18 protein-coding genes are annotated in these 16962 nt (G+C 68.8%); 13 read left to right on the top strand and 5 right to left on the bottom strand.

Features of this window, described 5'->3' with window-relative positions:
- Positions 1–31: 31 nt before the first annotated feature.
- Positions 32–772, top strand: coding sequence for an SDR family oxidoreductase (locus ACWGID_RS01080; protein WP_452193210.1), 741 nt, complete (start codon positions 32–34; stop codon positions 770–772).
- Here ACWGID_RS01080 and ACWGID_RS01075 read toward each other — a convergent pair.
- From ACWGID_RS01075 to ACWGID_RS01065, 3 genes are read right to left on the bottom strand one after another with little or no spacing between them, the layout of a single operon-like run.
- Positions 761–1060, bottom strand: a complete 300-nt coding sequence (locus ACWGID_RS01075; protein ID WP_371405488.1) for a thiamine-binding protein — start codon at positions 1058–1060, stop codon at positions 761–763. The genes ACWGID_RS01080 and ACWGID_RS01075 overlap by 12 nt on opposite strands.
- A gap of 24 nt (positions 1061–1084) precedes the next feature.
- Positions 1085–2695 carry an MDR family MFS transporter gene (locus ACWGID_RS01070; RefSeq protein WP_452193207.1) on the bottom strand — a complete coding sequence of 537 codons (1611 nt, stop codon included), beginning with the start codon at positions 2693–2695 and terminating at the stop codon, positions 1085–1087.
- Complete coding sequence (locus tag ACWGID_RS01065) at positions 2692–3294, bottom strand: TetR family transcriptional regulator (RefSeq protein ID WP_452193205.1); 603 nt, start codon at positions 3292–3294, stop codon at positions 2692–2694. The genes ACWGID_RS01070 and ACWGID_RS01065 overlap by 4 nt, the downstream gene beginning before the upstream one ends.
- A 150-nt stretch (positions 3295–3444) precedes the next feature.
- Between ACWGID_RS01065 and ACWGID_RS01060 the strand changes: the two genes are divergently transcribed.
- Positions 3445–3981, top strand: coding sequence for a hypothetical protein (locus ACWGID_RS01060; protein WP_452193203.1), 537 nt, complete (start codon positions 3445–3447; stop codon positions 3979–3981).
- A 98-nt stretch (positions 3982–4079) separates the two neighbouring features.
- Positions 4080–4208, top strand: a complete 129-nt coding sequence (locus tag ACWGID_RS01055) for a keywimysin-related RiPP (protein WP_452193201.1) — start codon at positions 4080–4082, stop codon at positions 4206–4208.
- Positions 4209–4317: 109 nt separating this feature from the next.
- Here the strand turns inward: ACWGID_RS01055 and ACWGID_RS01050 are convergent, their stop codons facing one another.
- The gene (locus ACWGID_RS01050) at positions 4318–4656 is read right to left on the bottom strand and encodes a hypothetical protein (protein WP_452193199.1); all 339 of its coding nucleotides are present in this window, start codon (positions 4654–4656) and stop codon (positions 4318–4320) included.
- Between ACWGID_RS01050 and ACWGID_RS01045 the strand changes: the two genes are divergently transcribed.
- From ACWGID_RS01045 to ACWGID_RS01035, 3 genes are read left to right on the top strand one after another with little or no spacing between them, the layout of a single operon-like run.
- Positions 4577–5905, top strand: coding sequence for an asparagine synthase-related protein (locus ACWGID_RS01045; protein WP_452193795.1), 1329 nt, complete (start codon positions 4577–4579; stop codon positions 5903–5905). The genes ACWGID_RS01050 and ACWGID_RS01045 overlap by 80 nt on opposite strands.
- Positions 5902–6153 (top strand): lasso peptide biosynthesis PqqD family chaperone, encoded by a 252-nt coding sequence (locus tag ACWGID_RS01040; protein ID WP_452193198.1) that lies wholly within the window; start codon positions 5902–5904, stop codon positions 6151–6153. Before ACWGID_RS01045 ends, ACWGID_RS01040 begins: the two co-directional genes overlap by 4 nt.
- The gene (locus ACWGID_RS01035) at positions 6150–6566 is read left to right on the top strand and encodes a lasso peptide biosynthesis B2 protein (protein WP_452193196.1); all 417 of its coding nucleotides are present in this window, start codon (positions 6150–6152) and stop codon (positions 6564–6566) included. The genes ACWGID_RS01040 and ACWGID_RS01035 overlap by 4 nt, the downstream gene beginning before the upstream one ends.
- Here ACWGID_RS01035 and ACWGID_RS01030 read toward each other — a convergent pair.
- Complete coding sequence (locus ACWGID_RS01030; RefSeq protein ID WP_452193194.1) at positions 6555–7715, bottom strand: cation:proton antiporter; 1161 nt, start codon at positions 7713–7715, stop codon at positions 6555–6557. The genes ACWGID_RS01035 and ACWGID_RS01030 overlap by 12 nt on opposite strands.
- A gap of 173 nt (positions 7716–7888) precedes the next feature.
- Between ACWGID_RS01030 and ACWGID_RS01025 the strand changes: the two genes are divergently transcribed.
- From ACWGID_RS01025 to ACWGID_RS00995, 7 genes are all read left to right on the top strand, one after another.
- Positions 7889–8185 (top strand): hypothetical protein, encoded by a 297-nt coding sequence (locus ACWGID_RS01025; protein ID WP_452193192.1) that lies wholly within the window; start codon positions 7889–7891, stop codon positions 8183–8185.
- 248 nt (positions 8186–8433) lie between these two features.
- Positions 8434–10644 (top strand): glycoside hydrolase domain-containing protein, encoded by a 2211-nt coding sequence (locus ACWGID_RS01020; protein WP_452193190.1) that lies wholly within the window; start codon positions 8434–8436, stop codon positions 10642–10644.
- Complete coding sequence (locus ACWGID_RS01015) at positions 10641–11960, top strand: glycosyltransferase (RefSeq protein WP_452193189.1); 1320 nt, start codon at positions 10641–10643, stop codon at positions 11958–11960. Before ACWGID_RS01020 ends, ACWGID_RS01015 begins: the two co-directional genes overlap by 4 nt.
- Positions 11961–12067: 107 nt before the next feature.
- Entirely contained in the window at positions 12068–12679 is a 612-nt protein-coding gene (locus tag ACWGID_RS01010) for a hypothetical protein (protein ID WP_452193188.1), read from the top strand.
- A gap of 72 nt (positions 12680–12751) precedes the next feature.
- Positions 12752–13198, top strand: a complete 447-nt coding sequence (locus tag ACWGID_RS01005) for a MarR family winged helix-turn-helix transcriptional regulator (protein WP_452193186.1) — start codon at positions 12752–12754, stop codon at positions 13196–13198.
- Positions 13195–14409, top strand: coding sequence for an MFS transporter (locus ACWGID_RS01000; protein WP_452193185.1), 1215 nt, complete (start codon positions 13195–13197; stop codon positions 14407–14409). Before ACWGID_RS01005 ends, ACWGID_RS01000 begins: the two co-directional genes overlap by 4 nt.
- A gap of 104 nt (positions 14410–14513) precedes the next feature.
- Positions 14514–16934 (top strand): GH116 family glycosyl-hydrolase, encoded by a 2421-nt coding sequence (locus ACWGID_RS00995; RefSeq protein WP_452193183.1) that lies wholly within the window; start codon positions 14514–14516, stop codon positions 16932–16934.
- The last annotated feature ends 28 nt before the right edge of the window (positions 16935–16962 follow it).

The raw sequence follows: 16962 nt of genomic DNA, 5'->3' as shown, positions 1-16962 counted from the left end.
TGCCGTGGGCATCCGGCCACAGGCTGGAGTCATGAAAACCACAGGCAACACGATCTTCATGACCGGCGGTACGTCGGGTATCGGCCTCGAGCTGGCGCGGCGGTTCCGGGACCTCGGCAACACCGTGATCATCAGCGGCCGGCGCCAGGACCTGCTCGACACGATCGCCGCCGAGGACGGGATCGAGGGCGTCACGCTCGACGTCGCCGACCCGGCGTCCATCGCGGCGGCCTTCGACAAGGTGACGGGCACCCACGAGGTCAACGTGCTGATCACGATGGCCGGCATCATGCAGGTCGAGGACCTCCGCGATCCGGAGCACCTCGCGACCGCCGAGCAGACGATCGACATCAACCTGCTCGGCACGATCCGCGTGATCGCGGCGTTCCTGCCGTACCTGCTCGAGCGGCACGATCCGGCGATCCTGACGGTCTCGTCGGGTCTCGCCTCGGTGCCGCTGACCGTCACCCCGACGTACAGCGCCACGAAGGCCGCGATCCACAGCTACACGCAGAGCCTGCGGATCCAGCTCGCCGACACCAAGCTCCAGGTGATCGAGCTGGTCCCGCCGGCTGTGCGGACCACGCTCCTGAACCAGGAGAACGACGAACGCGCGATGCCGCTCGACGAGTACATCGACGAGACGATGACCCTGCTCCAGCGGCAGCCCGAGGCCGACGAGATCCTCGTCGACCGCGTCCGCTTCCTCCGCGACGCCGAACGCGAGAACCGCTACGACCAGGTGCTCGGCGTACTCAACTCAGTCCACTAACGCTTGCTCGATCCGCTCGACCTTGGCGGTGAGCTGGCCGGTGTAGCCAGGGCGGATGTCGGCCTTCAACACCAGACTGACCCGCGGTGAAGCGGCGGCGACGGCGTCCACGGCCTGCTTCACCACCGCCATCACCTCGTCCCACTCACCCTCGATGTTGGTGAACATCGCGTTGGTCTCGTTGGGAAGACCGGAGGCGCGAACGACACGGACGGCCTCGGCCACCGCCTCGCTCACGCCCCCGGTCTCGTCACCTGCGGAAGGACTGATGCTGAATGCGACGATCATGCATCCAGCCTCCCACGGACGTTGTCAGTGGGAGGCAGGGATGTCAGGTTCCTCTGCGGCGCGGCGCTCTGCACCTGAGGTGGTGAGGAGGGCCTTCTCCTTGATGAAGAGGACGGCGATCAGGGCGAGGACCGCGAACGGGACCGACATCATGAACAGGTCCGCCGTCGCCGCGCCGTACGCGTTCTCGACGATCGAGCGCACCTCCGGCGGCAGCTTCGCGATGTTCGGTACGGCGTTCCCGCCACCCGACGACGCACCGCCCGGGTTCAGCGTCTTGGCGACGTTGTTCGCCAGGATCGCCCCGAGCACGCTGACGCCGATGGTGCCGCCCATGCTCCGGAAGAAGCTCACCGCCGAGGTCGCCGCACCCAGCTCGCGCGCCGGTACGTCGTTCTGCGCGGCGAGGACCAGGTTCTGCATCACCAGGCCGATGCCGACACCGAGCACGATCATGAAGGCCCACAGCATGTACTTCGAGGTGTGTGCGTCGATCGTGCCGAACAGCGCCAGCCCGATCGGCAGCAGGATGCTACCGACGACCAGGTAGATCTTCCACTTGCCGTACTTCGTGATCAGTCCACCGGCGATCGTGGACGCGGTCATCATGCCGAGGATCATCGGCAGGCTCATCAGCCCGGCCTTGGTCGGCGAGTACCCCTGCGCGATCTGGAAGTACTGCGCCAGGAACACCGAGCCACCGAACATCGCGACACCGACCAGCGCGCTCGCGACGATCGCCAGCGTGACGGTGCGGTTGCGGAACAGGTCCATCGGGATGATCGGCTCCGGGTGCTTGCGCTCGACCAGCACCGCGGCGAGCAGCGCGACCAGGGCGACCGCGACCAGGGTGAAGCTCCAGCCCGAGACCCAGTCGAACTTGTTGCCGGCGAACGAGGACCAGACCAGCAGCGTGCTCACGCCGCCCATGATCAGGACCGCGCCCAGCCAGTCGATCTTCACCTCCCGGCGAACCGTCGGCAGCTTCAGCGTGCGCTGCAGCAGGACGATCGCGGCGAGCACGAACGGCACGCCGACCAGGAAGCAGGCCCGCCAGCCGAGGGGCGAGTCGACCAGGAAGCCACCGAGCAGCGGTCCACCGACGGTCGCCGACGCGAAGATCGCGCCGAAGATGCCGGAGTACCGGCCGAGTTCGCGCGGCGGGATGATCGCCGCCATCACGATCTGCACGAGCGCGGTCAGACCGCCCGCGCCGAGACCCTGCAGGACACGGCTGCCGAGCAGTACTTCGATGTTCGGTGCGAAGCCGGCGACCAGCGAGCCGATCACGAAGAAGCCCAGCGACAACTGGACCAGCAGCTTGTTGTTGTAGAGGTCGGCGAGCTTGCCCCACAACGGCACCGTGGCCGTCATCGTGAGCAGCTCGAGCGTGACGACCCAGGTGTACGACGACTGGCTCGCCTGCAGGTCGCTGATGATCCGCGGCAGCGCGGTCGACACGATGGTGCCGGCCAGGATCGCCACGAACATGCCCAGCATCAGGCCGGAGATGGCCTGCACGGTCTGGCGTGGGGTGAGCGCCGCGGCAGCCGCCGCGTCCGCTTCGGGAGTCGTCGGTTCGGAGGCGGTGACCTCACCCACCGGTTCCGGTGTGGGTGACGAGGTCGTCGTCATGTGCGGCCTTTCTGATAGTCAGGGTCCATGCCCTGGGCAAGTAGTTCGAACGCGGCGTCGACGAGGTCGGCCGGTGAGCTGTCCGGTGCGGTCTTGTGCAGTTCGACGCAGACCCGGCAGGCGGTCCCGGCGGCGCTGACGATCAGGCTCGCCCGGAGCTGGTCGCCGATCCGCTCGGCGAGCGCGGCGGACAGCTGCCGCTCGTCGTCGAGGCTCAGCAGCATCAGGTGGTACAGCAGCGACTGCGAGCTCATGATCAGCTCGCCGCGCCGCGACAGCTCACCTTCGCTCAGCAGGTCGTGCAGGACGTCGCCGATGATCAGGCGCAGCGTGGTGAGTGGCGACTCGTCGTCCGGTGCCGTCCGGATCCGCTCCAGCGCCCGCTCGAGATGCTCGGGGTTGCGCCCGAGGATCGCGTGCTCCTTGTGCGGGAAGTAGTTGAAGAAGGTCCGCACCGACACGTCGGCCGCCTCGGCGATCTCCTCGACGGTGACGTGGTCCGGCCCCTTCTCGAGCGCGAGCCGCAGCGCCGCGTCGGCCAGTGCCTCCCGCGTCTGCAGCTTCTTGCGCTCCCGCAACCCACCCTCGACCTGCCTCACGGATCCAGGCTAAGAACAAACTTGCACTCAGTGCAAACTATTAATCCTGCAACTTTGCATCCCCTGCAGGACCTGCCCGCTCGCCCCTGCCCCTGGCGTATAATCAACAGGAGCCTCTGACGCGGATACCCGCGGTCGGAGGCTTTTTTCATGACTCTTCTCTACAAGGCTGCCGGCGAAGTGCTCGGCGACGAGATCCTCCCGCTCAACCAGCTCCGCGACCGCTACCCGGACCTGTACGAACGCCACTTCCGCAAGTACGCCGCGCGCCCGGGCCGGGTGAACACGCCGGTCCATCCCCTCGACTGCACCTGGGGCGACGTGGTCTTCCTGTCCCCCGTCCACCCGGCCCCGATCTTCGAGGCCCTGCAACAGTCCGGCCGGATCGGTCCGGCCGTCATCGACTACTGGACCCTCGACGCAGACCTGCTCGACCCGGCCGTCACCTGCATCCTGCTCAAACGGCACGACCCCGAGATGCGGCCGCAGCCGCCCGAGGACTTCATCCCGTATTCGCCGGCCGCGGTCGCGGAGCTCGCCGTACCGTCGGAGCGGGCGCTGCACCGGCTCCGCAATCTGAACGCCACCGAGCCCCTCTACCCCTGGGCGGACATCCCGCACATCCTGCACCGCGGTCCGATCCCGGTGCGCCTGTTCCGTACCCCGGACGGCACCGAAGCGCGCTGAGAACAAGGGTTTCGAGCGCCGCTGAAAGGTCGTGCGCACGGCCGTCGCGCCACGTAGAACTGGTAAGGACCAGATCGCCGGAGATGGGAGAGACACCCATGCACGAAGAGACGGACAAGCAGGACTACGAACGCCCGACCCTGACGCGACAGGGTGATTTCCAGCGGGTGACCGCAGGCCGGACCGGCAAGTGGGAAGACGGTTCCGGCGGACGCCTGGGGCTGTGAGCTGACCAGCGACAGCCAGATGCAGCCCGTCCGCGATCGCGGGCGGGCTGCTGTCACGCACCCATGGTTCGTCGTACTGCCCGATCGAGCCGCCACAGTTGTCGACCGTCTACCAGCCGCTCAGGCCATCAACCATCCGTCCGGCCGACCGTTCGTCCTCGGCCGCTGGGACAACGCCACCGTCCTCCAGTCCCGCGACGAAGTCACGATCACCATCGGCGGCCACCACCTGACCTCGAAGAACGGCCGGACGCGTGCACGCGGTACGGCGTCCGGCCTGCACCGCCTCTTCCACACCACAAGGTACGACGTCACGCTCGCGGCCGACCGCGCCGACGCACTCGCCCGCCTGATCGGATCCACGCCAGATCCTTCCGGCCTCGTACTGCGCCTGCTCTCGCCCCAACGCACCCTGGCCCCTCACCTGGCACTCGGTCTGGCGCGACATCGCAGCGGTCCCGCCAGGGCACTGGCTCGATCTCGACACCGCCGCGTACGAACGCTGGTGGACGCCGCCCGCACCCGACCTTCCACTCGCGGAAGCAGGCCGGCTGTTACGAACGGCCCTCGAGAACGCGGTCGACCGAGGCGACCACGACCTGGTGGCGTGCGATCTCAGCGGACTGGACTCCAGCTCGCTCTTCGGACTCGCCGCCCAGCGCGGGCCGGTGGTCGGACTCACCTACGAGGCCGACGATCCCGGAGACGAGGACGTCCCGTACGCGCGCCACCTGGCAGAGTCAGTCGGCGCCGCTCACGACGTCCTCCCGGCCGCCGACGCTCCGCTCCCGTTCCAGGGGTTGCGCGACGACGCCGGCCCGTTCGACGAGCCGACCTGGGTCTCGTCGTACCGCGCCCGGATCGGTACGACGAGTGCGCGGGCCGCCGCCCTTGGGGCGAGCCTGCGTTTCGCGGGGCACGGTGGAGACGAGGTGCTGATGCCGCCGCCGGTGTGGCTCGCCGACATCGCACGCCGGCATCCGTTGCGCGCGGCACGGCTGGCGCGGCGCGTGCAAGCGAAGTACAGACTCTCGGCCGCCGATATCGCGGGCATGGTCGCGGCGCGGACGACGTACCCCGAGTGGTTCGCCGGTTGTCTCGATGGTCGTCAGCCTGGCGAATGGCAGACGATGAGTTGGGGCATCCCGCCCGCGCTCCCGAACTGGTTGACCGCGGACGCCGTCGACCTGGTGCGCACTGCGATCGCCGGTACGACGGCCACCGCGCTGGCTGCTGATCGGGGGATGCACGCGACGCTCGAGGTCGTGCACACCGGCGCGCTCGCGGCACGGCACATCGCGCAGCTCGGCGCCGCGGACGGGATGCCGGTCGCGCTCCCGTATTTCGACGATCGCGTTCTCGAAGCCTGCTTGGCGATCCGCCCCGAGGACGCGATCGATCCGGCGCGCTACAAACCACAGCTGGTGACCGCGATGACCGGCGTCCTGCCGTCGCGGACGCTGAACCGGGCGAGCAAGTCCGAGATCTCGATGACCGTCGGCCGCGGGTGGGCCACGCATCGGTCCGAGCTGATGGACCTCGTCGACGACTCCGAACTCGCGCGACTCGGCCTGATCGACGCGGCCGCGGTACGCCGGATCTGCGCGGGCCCGTACGACGCGGCGAGCTGCGGCCCGGTCCGCCAGATCCTCGACCTCGAATCATGGTTGCGAACGGCAACGAAAGGATCCGGATGAAGCTCAGCGCAGCGGTCACCCTGGTAGAGACGGAGTACGGCTGGGTGCTCCTGGACGAACGCGCCGGCGAGTTCTTCAGCCTCAACCCGACGGGCGTGCTCGCCGTCCAGGCCCTCCTCGACGGAGCCGGCCTCGACGACGCGGTGCGACAGATCACCACCCGGTACGCCGTCGACGCCGCGACCGCCCGCGCCGACGTGGAGGACCTCCTGCGCGAACTCGAGCAGGCGAAGCTGGTGACGATGTGAGCATCACGGGCGTCGTCACCCACGACCCACGAGCAGTACCGCGGCGGCAGCGGATCGCCGTACGGATCGTCGTACCGCTAGCCAGGCTCCTGGCCACGCGGCCGCCCGCGCAGCTCCGCCGACTGATGGCTGTGCTTGCGAAGGGCACCCGTCCGGCCGACGCCCAACTCGCTTCCCGCGCTCGCGCCGCGGTCGTCGCCGTCAGTCTGACGTGCGCGGGTCCGCAAGGCTGCCTGCCCCGATCCATCGCCACCGCGCTGTACTGCAGACTCCACGGCCGCTGGCCCACCTGGTGCGTCGGCGTACGCCGCTATCCCCCGTTCGGAGCGCACGCCTGGGTGGAAGCCGAAGGCGATCCGGTCGGGGAACCGCATCCCCCGAGCTACCACGCGAAACTCTTCTCAGTCGGCTGAGCCCGAGGCCGACTTCTCCTTGACCAGCCCACGGCGTACGGCGGCGCCGCCCGCGACCGCGCTGACGCCGATCGTCACCAGCGCGCCGAGGATCAGCGCGGACGGCTCGCCCGGCTGGAGAACGCCTAAAGACTCGCCGACCGTGGCCGCCGCCACCGGGACCCCGAGCTGGGCCGCCGACAACGCACCGATACTCATCGGCTGCCGGGACAGCATCCCCGACAGATGACTGGCCACGGCGCCCACTCCGAGCGCCAGACCGACACCGATGTACTCCGGTTTGTCGACGAGCTCCCGCAGATCCAGCGACGCCCCGAGCCAGACGAAGAACACCGGCCCGAGGAAGCCCTCGGTGAGCGCGAACAACTGCCGCGCCAGCCGCCGCGGCTCGCCCACCGCCGCCACGGCCAGCCCGAGCACGAACCCGGCCAGCATGATCGACACATGCATCGCGGTCGCGAGACCGGCGAGCGCGAAGAGCACCACCAGACTGAACCGCAGTTCGACCGCGAACCGCCGGTCCTCCGAGATCCGATGTGTCCGCCGCCGGATACCGGACCGCTCGGCACGGTCCAGGAGGACGTACACCACCGCGCCCGCCCCGATCACCACGAGCGCACCGAGCGCCGCCCGGCCCGCGTGCTTTGGATCGATCGCCAGCGGCAGCGCGACGATGCAAGCGGCGTCGGCGATCGCGACCTGCGGCAGCAGCTCGACCACCGGCCGTCCACCGAGGCCGAGCGAGTCGACGATCGGCAACACCAGCGCCGCGGACGAGGACGCCATGAGTACGGCGTACAGCGCAACGTGACCGGTCTCGAACACCGCGTTCAGGACGAACGCGAGACCGGTCGCGATGATGCCGGTCACCACCGCGCGGAGCAGGCCGGGGCGGATCGCCCGCCGCAGGCTCTCGTCCCGGACCGGAACGTGGGTGCCGGCCACGAACATCACCAGGCCGAACCCGATCTCGGCGAGGAAGCTGAACTCCACATTGGAGGCGACGAGGTACCCGATCCCGGTCTTGCCGAGGATGACGCCGGCGACCAGTTCGCCGAGCACGACCGGGATGTGCCAGCCGCGCCGCAGCGCGAGCAGTGGCCCGATCAGACCGACCGCGACGACCACGGCCAGCATCGTGAAACTCACCGCGCGGCTCCTCTCACCAGACCGCCATTGTGCCTACGACCTGCACAGGGCCCGCAAGACGGGACTTTTGGCCCATGCCCTGGAGCACTTCCTGCGGCAGAGTCAGATGGGAGTTTCGAGGGGGGCCAGATCTGGGGGGCGGCCCGCGAATCAGCGAGCAAAGGTCAGCCTGCATGACAGTACGCGACGACATGATCATCTCCGACGGCGTCACACTGCACGCCGATGTGGAGACCTTCTACCGCGACGGGTCCTGGCACACCCGTCGGTGTGACGACCCCGAACCGTTCGCGTCCGGCCCGAGCCGGTCGCGGATGATCGCGGTCGGGGTGGAGGTCGCCCGGTGGAACGGCCAGTGCCACATCATCCGTGACACCGATGGCAACGTTGTCGAGTTCAACCGGTACGCCGGCGGCCCGTATCCGAGCCGCTCTCCGGTCACGGCGATGTACCGCGGCCTCAGCTTTTAACCAGGATGGGCGCTTAACCGGGACCGGCGCGTAGCCGGGGCGGGCGCGGACGCCCGCCCCGGTCGGCACGCTCAGGCGTCGAGCACGAACGCCTTGAACACAGCGGACCGCTGCCGATGCCCGAACCCCATCCGATGTAGCCCTTGCGGCCCGCCCGGTCGTAACCTGCGCGTCTCCCACGGTCACGCGGCTGAAACACGCGCTTCTTACGTTGAGAACCCACGTCAGCCGGGCGAGGCGGTGAGCCGATGTACGAGCACGTCGACCCGTTCATCGGGACCGGCGCGACCGACCTGCCCACGCCCAAGGGCCTGGCCGGGACCTGGTGGTGGCCCAAGCCGCAGGTCGGCAACACCCACCCGGGCGCCCTGTACCCCTTCGGGATGGTGTCGGCCTGCCCGTACTCGGGCGCCTATCCGACCGGCTACGGGCAGTACGACTTCAACACCGAGGGCGTGCCCGGCCAGTTGTACGACCGCCCGGTCGCCTCCGGCTTCACCCACTTCCAGCAGTCCGGCACCGGCGCGATCCGCAAGTACTACAACTACTTCCGGGTCACGCCGATGCTCGGGCCGCTCGACGACCTGGGCACCACGTGGGACCTGCTGGACGAGGTGGCCGAGCCCGGCTACTACGCGGCGACGCTGAGCTCGGGGGTGCGCTGCGAGCTGACGGTCGGCCCCAAGTCGGCCGTCCACCGGTACACCTTTCCGGCGCACGACGCCGCCCGGATCGTCATCGACGCCTCGACCGGCGGCCTGGCCATCCCGCACAGCCGGACCGTGCCGCTCAAGGCGCATCTGGCGATGCTGGAGCCGGGCGTTGCTCAAGGGGAGATCCACGTCGAGGGTGTGCCGCTCGCTGTACACCTGGAGGTCGACGCCCCCGGCTGGCGGCAACTGCTGTGGTACGACCGGCGCCTGATGCCCGGCGGTACTCGCCTCGACTTCGACTACATCCGGCCGACCACGCTGCGGCCGTTCGGTCTGATCTTCATGGGCCATTCGCGCGCCGAGCAGACCGTCGAAGTACGACTGGGGTTCTCCCTGCGCGGGTGTGAGACGGCCCGCGACAACCTGCACACAGACGTCGGCCGCGCCCAGGCCACCTTCGCCGGACGACGCGACCGCACGGCCGCCACCTGGCGCGACCACCTCCGCAAGGTCGAGATCAAGGCGGAATCCGACGACCAGGCAACGATCTTCGGTACGGCGCTCTACCACTCGCTGGTCAAGCCGTGCTTCGCCCCGGACGAGAGCCCGTCGTGGACGACCGAGGGCCCGTACGCGTTCGACATCTGCACCATGTGGGACATCTACCGCACCCAGCTGCCGCTGATGACCACGCTGTTCCCGCAGCGTTCGGTCGCGTTGGCCGGCGCGCTGCTGTCGATCTGCGAGCAGGAGGGCAACCTGCCGATCGGCTACCGGATGGCCAAGGGCGCCGACCGGTTCTCCCGGCAGGGCAGCGCGCTCGCGCACACATTCCTCGCCGACCTGTGCCAGCTGGATCTGCCGGGTATCGACTGGGACTGGGCCATGGTGCACCTGGAGATGGACCTGCGTCGCACGTACGGCGAGGACTACCTGGTACACGGTGTGGCGCACCCGATCAGCCACACCCTCGACCTGGCGTACGCCTACAACTGCACCGCAGCGATCGCCGACAAGGTGCGCGACCGCCCGCTGGCCCAGCAGATGCGTGACCTCGCGCACGGCTGGCAGGCGGCGTACGACCCGGGCACCGGCCTGCTGCGCGACTCGACGTTCTACGAGGGCGGCCGGTGGAACTACTCGTTCCGGCTGCTGCACGACATGCGCGCCCGCATCGCGCTCGCCGGCGGCGACGAGGCGTTCGTGGGCCTGCTCGACCGGTTCTTCGGGTACGACGCCGCACCGGTCATCCAACCGGGGGTCGCGCCAAGCGTGGCCGAGATGAACGCCGGGTACGACCTGTGCCGGTTCGAGGGACTGAACAACGAACCGGACTACGAGGCGCCGTGGTCCTACCACTACGCCGGACGGCCCGACCGAACCGCCGAGGTGGTGCATGCGGCGATCGCCAACCAGTTCGGCACCGGACGGGGCGGGCTGCCCGGTAACGACGACTCCGGCGGACTGTCTGCTTGGTACGTGTGGGCGACGCTCGGGCTGTTCCCGGTGGCCGGTCAGAACCTGTTCCTGCTGAGCGCACCGGCTGTTGCGGAGTCCACGACCCAGCTGCCGGACGGCGAGCTGTCGATCACGACAACAGGATTCGAGCCGGTCGAGGCGGGCGGACCGGTCTCGTACGTCCAGTCCGTCGCGGTCGACGGCAAGGCGCTCGAACGCCCGTGGATCTCCGGCCGGGAACTACGGCGCATCCGCAATCTGCACATCGAGCTCGGCCCGCGGCCGTCCGGCTGGGGCACCCGGATCAGACCACCATCCACATCCGACGCCACTGGAGGTGAGGCATGACCATCGCCGACGACACATTCGTACCGTCCTTACCCAGTCGCCGCCTGGTCATCGTCGTCCGCGCCGACCCGGTGATCTGCGGACACTCCGGTGAGGCACGGTGCCTCGCCGAGGTGGCGCTCACCCGCGGGTACGACGACGTACGGATCGTGACCTGGCCATTGGACGCACTCGAGGCGGCTCGGCTGCCTTTGAAACCGCTCGATCGCGTGCTGCCGTACAGCCCTGGCATCACCGTGGAGCGGCCCGGTCCGGTCGGTGACTATCGGGTCCCGGACGGGCGCTATCTGTCCGGGCTGATCGGGCGATTGGTCGAGCTGTTCAGCGACGGCGTACCGACGGTGGCGATGTCGCTGTACCTGAGCCCGCACGCGATCGCCGTACAGGAGGCCGCCCAGGTCGCGCGCCGGATCGGGCCTGCGCGGGTGATCACGGTGGCTGAGGCAGTGGGGTCCGACATCACCAACGTGGTCCGCGACTGCGTGGACACCGGCCGGTTCGGGGCGGCCGCGCACATCCTGTCGGTCTATCTGGCGGCGGACCATTGCGTGGCGGTGTCGGAGTACACCAGGGACCTGATCGTGGCGTCGGCGGCGACCCTCGACGGCATGCACGGTACGACGTTCGCGCAGCGGTGCCGGGAGCGGATCGCCATCTCGTACCCGGCGGTCGACTCCTGGCCCTACCTGTCGCTGACCGATGACAGGATCAACGAAACGCTTGCCAGGCGTGGCCTTTCGCGCGACGGCTACGTGCTGTTCCTCTCGCGGATCGCCTCGGCGAAAGGGATCGACGACCTGATCGACGCGTACGCCGGGTCGCGGTCGGCCGAGCGGGTCCAGCTGGTCCTGGCCGGGCGTGGGCCGCAGGAAGACGAGGTGGTGGCGCGCGTGGCTGCAGCGGGTCTGGGCGAGCGGGTGCGGGTATTGACCGATGTGGACGACGCGGAGAAGGCGGCGCTGATGGCCGGGAGCGCGGCGTTCGTGCTGCCGACGCGCGAGCAGCCGGAGTTCGTGGAGACGTTCGGGATCGCGCTGGTCGAGAAGGCCCTCGCCGGCGGCGGTCCGGTCATCACCTGCGCGACCGGCGGCGTACCCGAGGCCGTCGGTGACACGGCCCTCCTGGTCCCGCAACGCGACCCGGCCGCCCTCCGAACCGTTCTCGACGAGGTCGTCTGCGACTGGACCCCCGAACAACGGTCTGCCGCGGAGCAACGTGCACGCGCCTACGCCCTGCAGTTCGACCGTTTCGCAGTCTTCGACCGCCTCTTCGCCCGCGTCTTCGCACTGGCCGAGCCACCCGCCGTACCCGTCTGAGATCCGAGGCGCCCGGACCGCCGGCCCGCGGGCGTACCGTGGTGAACGTGGGTGGTCTTCGGGGTGGGGATTCCGGACCTGTGCGGGGAGAGCCACGGTGGCCGAGTGTGACGGCCGTGGTGGTAGCCATGTTGCTGACGCTGGTTCGGCCCAAGGACGTACGGCTGCTGCCGCTGTGGGTGCTGCCGGTGGTCGAGATCGTGCTGCTGACGGTCCTGATCGTGCGGGACCCGGGGCGGATCGACAAACGGTCGTCGTTCCTGCGCGGGGTGTCGATCACGGTCACGGGGTTGCTCGTGCTGGACGCGCTGGGGTCGACCGTGCGGCTGGTCGCGGCGCTGATCCACGGTGGGTCGGTGACGAACTCACCGAGCAAGTTGCTCATCGCCGGCGCCGTCGTGTGGTTGTCGAACCTGCTCTCGTTCGCGCTGCTGTACTGGGAGCTCGACGCCGGCGGCGCCGCCAACCGCGCCCATCGAATGCCGCAGTACCTCGACCTCGCCTTCACACAGCAGATCAGCCCGGAGCTCGCTCCGCCGAACTGGCGCCCGGGGTTCGGCGACTACCTCTACCTCGGGCTGACCACCTCCACCGCCTTCAGCCCCACCGACGTGATGCCCCTGGCCCTGTGGGCCAAGTTCGCCATGGGCCTCCAGTCGATGATCGCCCTGGCCGTCGTAGGCCTCGTGGTAGCCCGAGCCGTCAACGTCTTCACCTGAGGCCGTCACGGCCCGCCGTGAGCTGGTTCACTTCTGTGGAGATACATAGCAAAGCTATGTATATTTGTGGGTGTGATTGCTACGGATCTGACCAAGCTCGGTGAGCAGCTGGTGGTCGCATCGACCAGGTTGTCGCGGCTCGCCACCCGGAACGTGAACACGCTGCCGCACGCCGCGATGCGGGTGCTGGGGCGGCTCGACGAGCTCGGTCAGGCCCGGATCAGTGAGCTGGCCAAGGCCGACCGGTGTTCCCAGCCGACCATGTCCAACCTCGTGCAACGGCTCGAGGAGCAGGGCTGGGTACGGCGCAGCGCCGACCCCGCCGACTCCCGCGCCAGCCTGATCAGCCTCACCGACGCGGGTCTCGCCGAATTGCGCAACGCGCGCAACCAGGCCGGCGCCGCGCTCGCGGCCCATCTGGGCCAACTCCCCGCGCACGACCTCGCCACCCTGGAGGCCGCCGCCACCGTCATCCACAAACTTCTCACCCTCGAGCCATTGGAGGACACGCCCCGGTGAGCAACTCGTCGTTCCTGAAGCAGCCCAAATCCGTCTGGGCGGTCGCGTTCGCCTGCGTGATCGCTTTCATGGGCATCGGTCTGGTGGACCCGATCCTCAAGCCGATCGCCGAGCAACTGCATGCGAGCCCGTCCCAGGTCTCGCTGCTGTTCACCAGCTACATGGCGGTCATCGGGGTCGCGATGCTGATCACCGGCGCGGTCTCCAGCCGCATCGGCGCCAAGCGCACCCTGCTCATCGGCCTGGCCATCATCGTCGTGTTCAGCGCGCTGGCCGGCCTGTCGAACAGCATCGGCATGATCGTCGCCTTCCGGGCCGGCTGGGGCCTCGGGAACGCACTGTTCATCGCAACCGCCCTCGCCACCATCGTGAACTCGGCCGCCGGCTCGGTCGCCGAGGCGATCATCCTCTACGAAGCCGCCCTCGGCGTCGGGATCGCGGCCGGCCCGCTGGTCGGCGGTGAGCTCGGCACCATCTCGTGGCGGGGCCCGTTCTTCGGCGTCGCCGTCCTGATGACGATCGCGCTCGCCGCGACCGCGTTCCTGCTCCCCGCGTCACCTCCCGAGGCCCGTCGTACGTCGATCCTCGAGCCGCTGAAGGCGCTCAGGCACCGGTCGCTCGCGACGGTCGCGGTCACCGCGCTGCTGTACAACTTCGGGTTCTTCACGCTGCTCGCCTTCACGCCGTTCCCGCTGGCGATGTCGGCGCGGGAGATCGGGCTGATCTTCTTCGGCTGGGGTCTGTGCCTGGCGTTCACGTCGGTGTTCGTGGCGCCGCGGTTGCAGCGCAGGTTCGGTACGCTTCCGGTGGCGATGACGGTGCTGTTCCTGTTCGCCGTCGACCTCGCGGTGATGGGCGTCTACGCGCACCACAAGCCGGTGCTCGCGATCGGTGTGGTCGTGGCCGGGCTGTTCCTGGGCATCAACAACACGCTGATCACCGAGGCCGTGATGGGTGCCGCCCCGGTCGAGCGCGGTACGGCGTCCGCGGCGTACTCCTTCGTCCGGTTCTCCGGCGGTGCGGTCGCGCCGTGGCTGGCCGGGAAGCTCGGCGAGGAGGTCAACGTCCAGCTGCCGTTCTACGTCGGCGCGTTCGCGGTGCTGCTCGCGGTCGGCGTACTGGCCACGGGGTGGAAGCCGCTGGCACACCTGCGGGTCCCCGCCAACCACTCGGAGGTCGAGGCCGAGGCGCTCACCGTCGCCGACGCCTGATCGGCCGAGGCCAGCGCCTGATCGGCCGGATTGGCCTGATTGGTCTACCCGACCCGCCGGAGATCGATTTCTCCGGCGGGTCTTCGCGTTTAGGGTCGATGAGTATGACGACCTGGCCCACCCTGCGCACGTACACCGGCCGCCAGCTCCGCCGGATCGCCCTGCCGCTCGGCGGCATCGGCACCGGAACGGTCAGCCTCGGCGGCCGCGGCAACCTCCGCGACTGGGAGATCGTGAACCGCCCAGCGAAAGGATTCCGCCCCGGTACGGCGTTCTTCGCGATCCGTACCGAGTCGCCGTCGGGTGCCGTGACAGCCCGCGCGGTGGAAGGCCCGCTGGATCTCAGCGAGTACGAGGGCGCGCACGGCAGCGGCGCGCAGAATCACGGTCTTCCGCGTTTCCGGGACGCGACGTTCGCCACCGCGTATCCGTTCGGGCGCCTCGAGCTCCGCGATACCGACGTTCCGGTTTCCGTCGACTTGGAGGCGTTCAACCCCTTCGTCCCCACGGACGTGGCCGCGAGCTCCTGGCCCGTTGCCGTACTCCGGTTCGCGGTGACCAACCACGGCACGGAAATCCAGACCGTTTCCGTCGCCGGCGCGCTTCAGAACTTCATCGGCCGCGACGGCACCACCGACGTAGCCGCCGGAAACTACAACACGCTTTCCGAGGGTGAGCCCGGTCGGTCGGTAGGCGTGCTGCTTCGTAGTCGTGGTGTTGATCCCGAGGCCGAACAGTTCGGATCGATGGCGCTCGCGGTCCTCGACGGACAGGATGTCTCCCGGCGGACCGGCTGGGCCGATCGCACCTGGGGCGACAGCCTGCTCGATTTCTGGGACGACTTCACCGCCGACGGCCGGCTCGACGACCGCGAGAGCGAGTCGCCGACACCGGTCGCCTCCGTCGCGGACCGCCGTACCGTCGCTCCGGGTGCCACCGAGCACTTCACGTTTCTGCTTTCCTGGCATTTTCCGAACCGGCGCGCGTGGGAGAAATCGGAAACTGTCGGAAACCACTACACGACGCTGTACGCCGATGCGTGGGACGCGCTGACCCGGTTCGCGCCGCAGCTCGCCGACCTGGAACGCCGCACCGTTGCTTTCGTCAACGATTTCCTGGCGAGCGACCTGCCGGAACAGGTCAAGGAAGCCGCGCTCTTCAACCTCAGCACGCTCCGCACGCAAACCGTTTTCCGCACCCCGGACGGACGTTTCTTCGGCTGGGAGGGATGTTCCGACCACGAGGGCAGCTGTTTCGGAAACTGCACGCACGTGTGGAACTACGAGCAGGCCACGCCGTTCCTCTTCGGTGAGATCGCGCGCTCACTCCGCGAGATCGAGTTCGCCCACGCGACCGACGAGAACGGGTTGATGAGTTTCCGCGTCGGCCTGCCGCTGGAGACCAACGCCCGCGACTGGAAGGTCGCGGCCGCGGACGGGCAGCTCGGCTGTCTCGTCAAGCTGTACCGCGACTGGCGGCTCAGCGGCGATGACGACCTGCTGCGCTCGCTCTGGCCTGCGGCTCGCCGCGCACTCGAGTTCTGCTGGATCCCCGGCGGCTGGGATGCGGACCGTGACGGCGTCATGGAGGGCTGCCAGCACAACACCATGGACGTCGAGTACTACGGTCCGAACCCGCAGATGCAGTCGTGGTACCTGGCCGCGCTACGGGCCTGCGAGGAAATGGCGACGTACCTCGGCGACGACCTCGCCGACGAGTGCCGGAAGTTGTTCGAGCACGGCAGCGCGTGGATGGACGCGAACCTGTTCAACGGCGAGTACTACCGGCACGAGATCCGACCGCCGGCATCAGCTGACGACATGGCCGCGGGGCTGCGCGAGACGATGGGCGCCGCCGATCCGACCCATCCCGTGCTGCAACTCGGCGACGGCTGCCTGGTCGACCAACTCGTCGGGCAACACCTCGCCCGGCTGACCCAGCTCGGCACATTGCTCGACGAGGACCGCGTCCGTACGACGCTGCGCAGCATCCTGAAGCACAACGGGCTGTCCGGGTTCACGGGTCATTTCAACCACATGCGCAGTTACGTGCTCGGCGACGACGAATCCGCCGTACTGATGTGCAGCTACCCGCGCGGCAACCGCCCCGAGCGCCCGTTCCCCTACTTCACCGAGGTCATGACGGGCTTCGAACACATCCTCGCCGTCGGCCTCATCACCGAGGGCCTCGTCGACGAAGGCCTGGCGGTCATCACCGACATCCGCAACCGCTACGACGGCGAACGCCGCAACCCCTTCGACGAAGCCGAGTGCGGCCACCACTACGCCCGCGCCATGGCCAGCTGGGGCGCCGTCATCGCGCTCACCGGCTTCGACTACGACGCCCGCACCGGCACCCTCCGCTTCGCACCCCGCCAACCCGACGCCGAACAACTCTTCTGGTCCACCGGCAACGCCTTCGGCACCTTCAACACCACCACCCACGAACTCACCATCCGCGAAGGCCAAGCCCCCATCCACACAGTCGAACTCAACGGCACCCCCATCACCCCACACCTCACCTGACCCGCCCCGTCCCTTCCCCGACCGCGGC

The sequence above is a fragment of the Kribbella sp. NPDC054772 genome (assembly GCF_053611945.1).
The sequence above is the reverse complement of the archived record's forward strand: the minus strand, read 5'-3'. Positions and strand labels throughout refer to the sequence as shown.

Bases quoted from the DNA above. Each gene is read 5' to 3' on its own strand.
- ACWGID_RS01080 (WP_452193210.1), top strand. From the start codon at position 32: ATGAAAACCACAGGCAACACGATCTTCATGACCGGCGGTACGTCGGGT.
- ACWGID_RS01075 (WP_371405488.1), bottom strand. From the start codon at position 1,060: ATGATCGTCGCATTCAGCATCAGTCCTTCCGCAGGTGACGAGACCGGG.
- ACWGID_RS01070 (WP_452193207.1), bottom strand. From the start codon at position 2,695: ATGACGACGACCTCGTCACCCACACCGGAACCGGTGGGTGAGGTCACC.
- ACWGID_RS01060 (WP_452193203.1), top strand. From the start codon at position 3,445: ATGACTCTTCTCTACAAGGCTGCCGGCGAAGTGCTCGGCGACGAGATC.
- ACWGID_RS01055 (WP_452193201.1), top strand. From the start codon at position 4,080: ATGCACGAAGAGACGGACAAGCAGGACTACGAACGCCCGACCCTGACG.
- ACWGID_RS01050 (WP_452193199.1), bottom strand. From the start codon at position 4,656: ATGTCGCGCCAGACCGAGTGCCAGGTGAGGGGCCAGGGTGCGTTGGGG.
- ACWGID_RS01040 (WP_452193198.1), top strand. From the start codon at position 5,902: ATGAAGCTCAGCGCAGCGGTCACCCTGGTAGAGACGGAGTACGGCTGG.
- ACWGID_RS01025 (WP_452193192.1), top strand. From the start codon at position 7,889: ATGACAGTACGCGACGACATGATCATCTCCGACGGCGTCACACTGCAC.
- ACWGID_RS01020 (WP_452193190.1), top strand. From the start codon at position 8,434: ATGTACGAGCACGTCGACCCGTTCATCGGGACCGGCGCGACCGACCTG.
- ACWGID_RS01015 (WP_452193189.1), top strand. From the start codon at position 10,641: ATGACCATCGCCGACGACACATTCGTACCGTCCTTACCCAGTCGCCGC.
- ACWGID_RS00995 (WP_452193183.1), top strand. From the start codon at position 14,514: ATGACGACCTGGCCCACCCTGCGCACGTACACCGGCCGCCAGCTCCGC.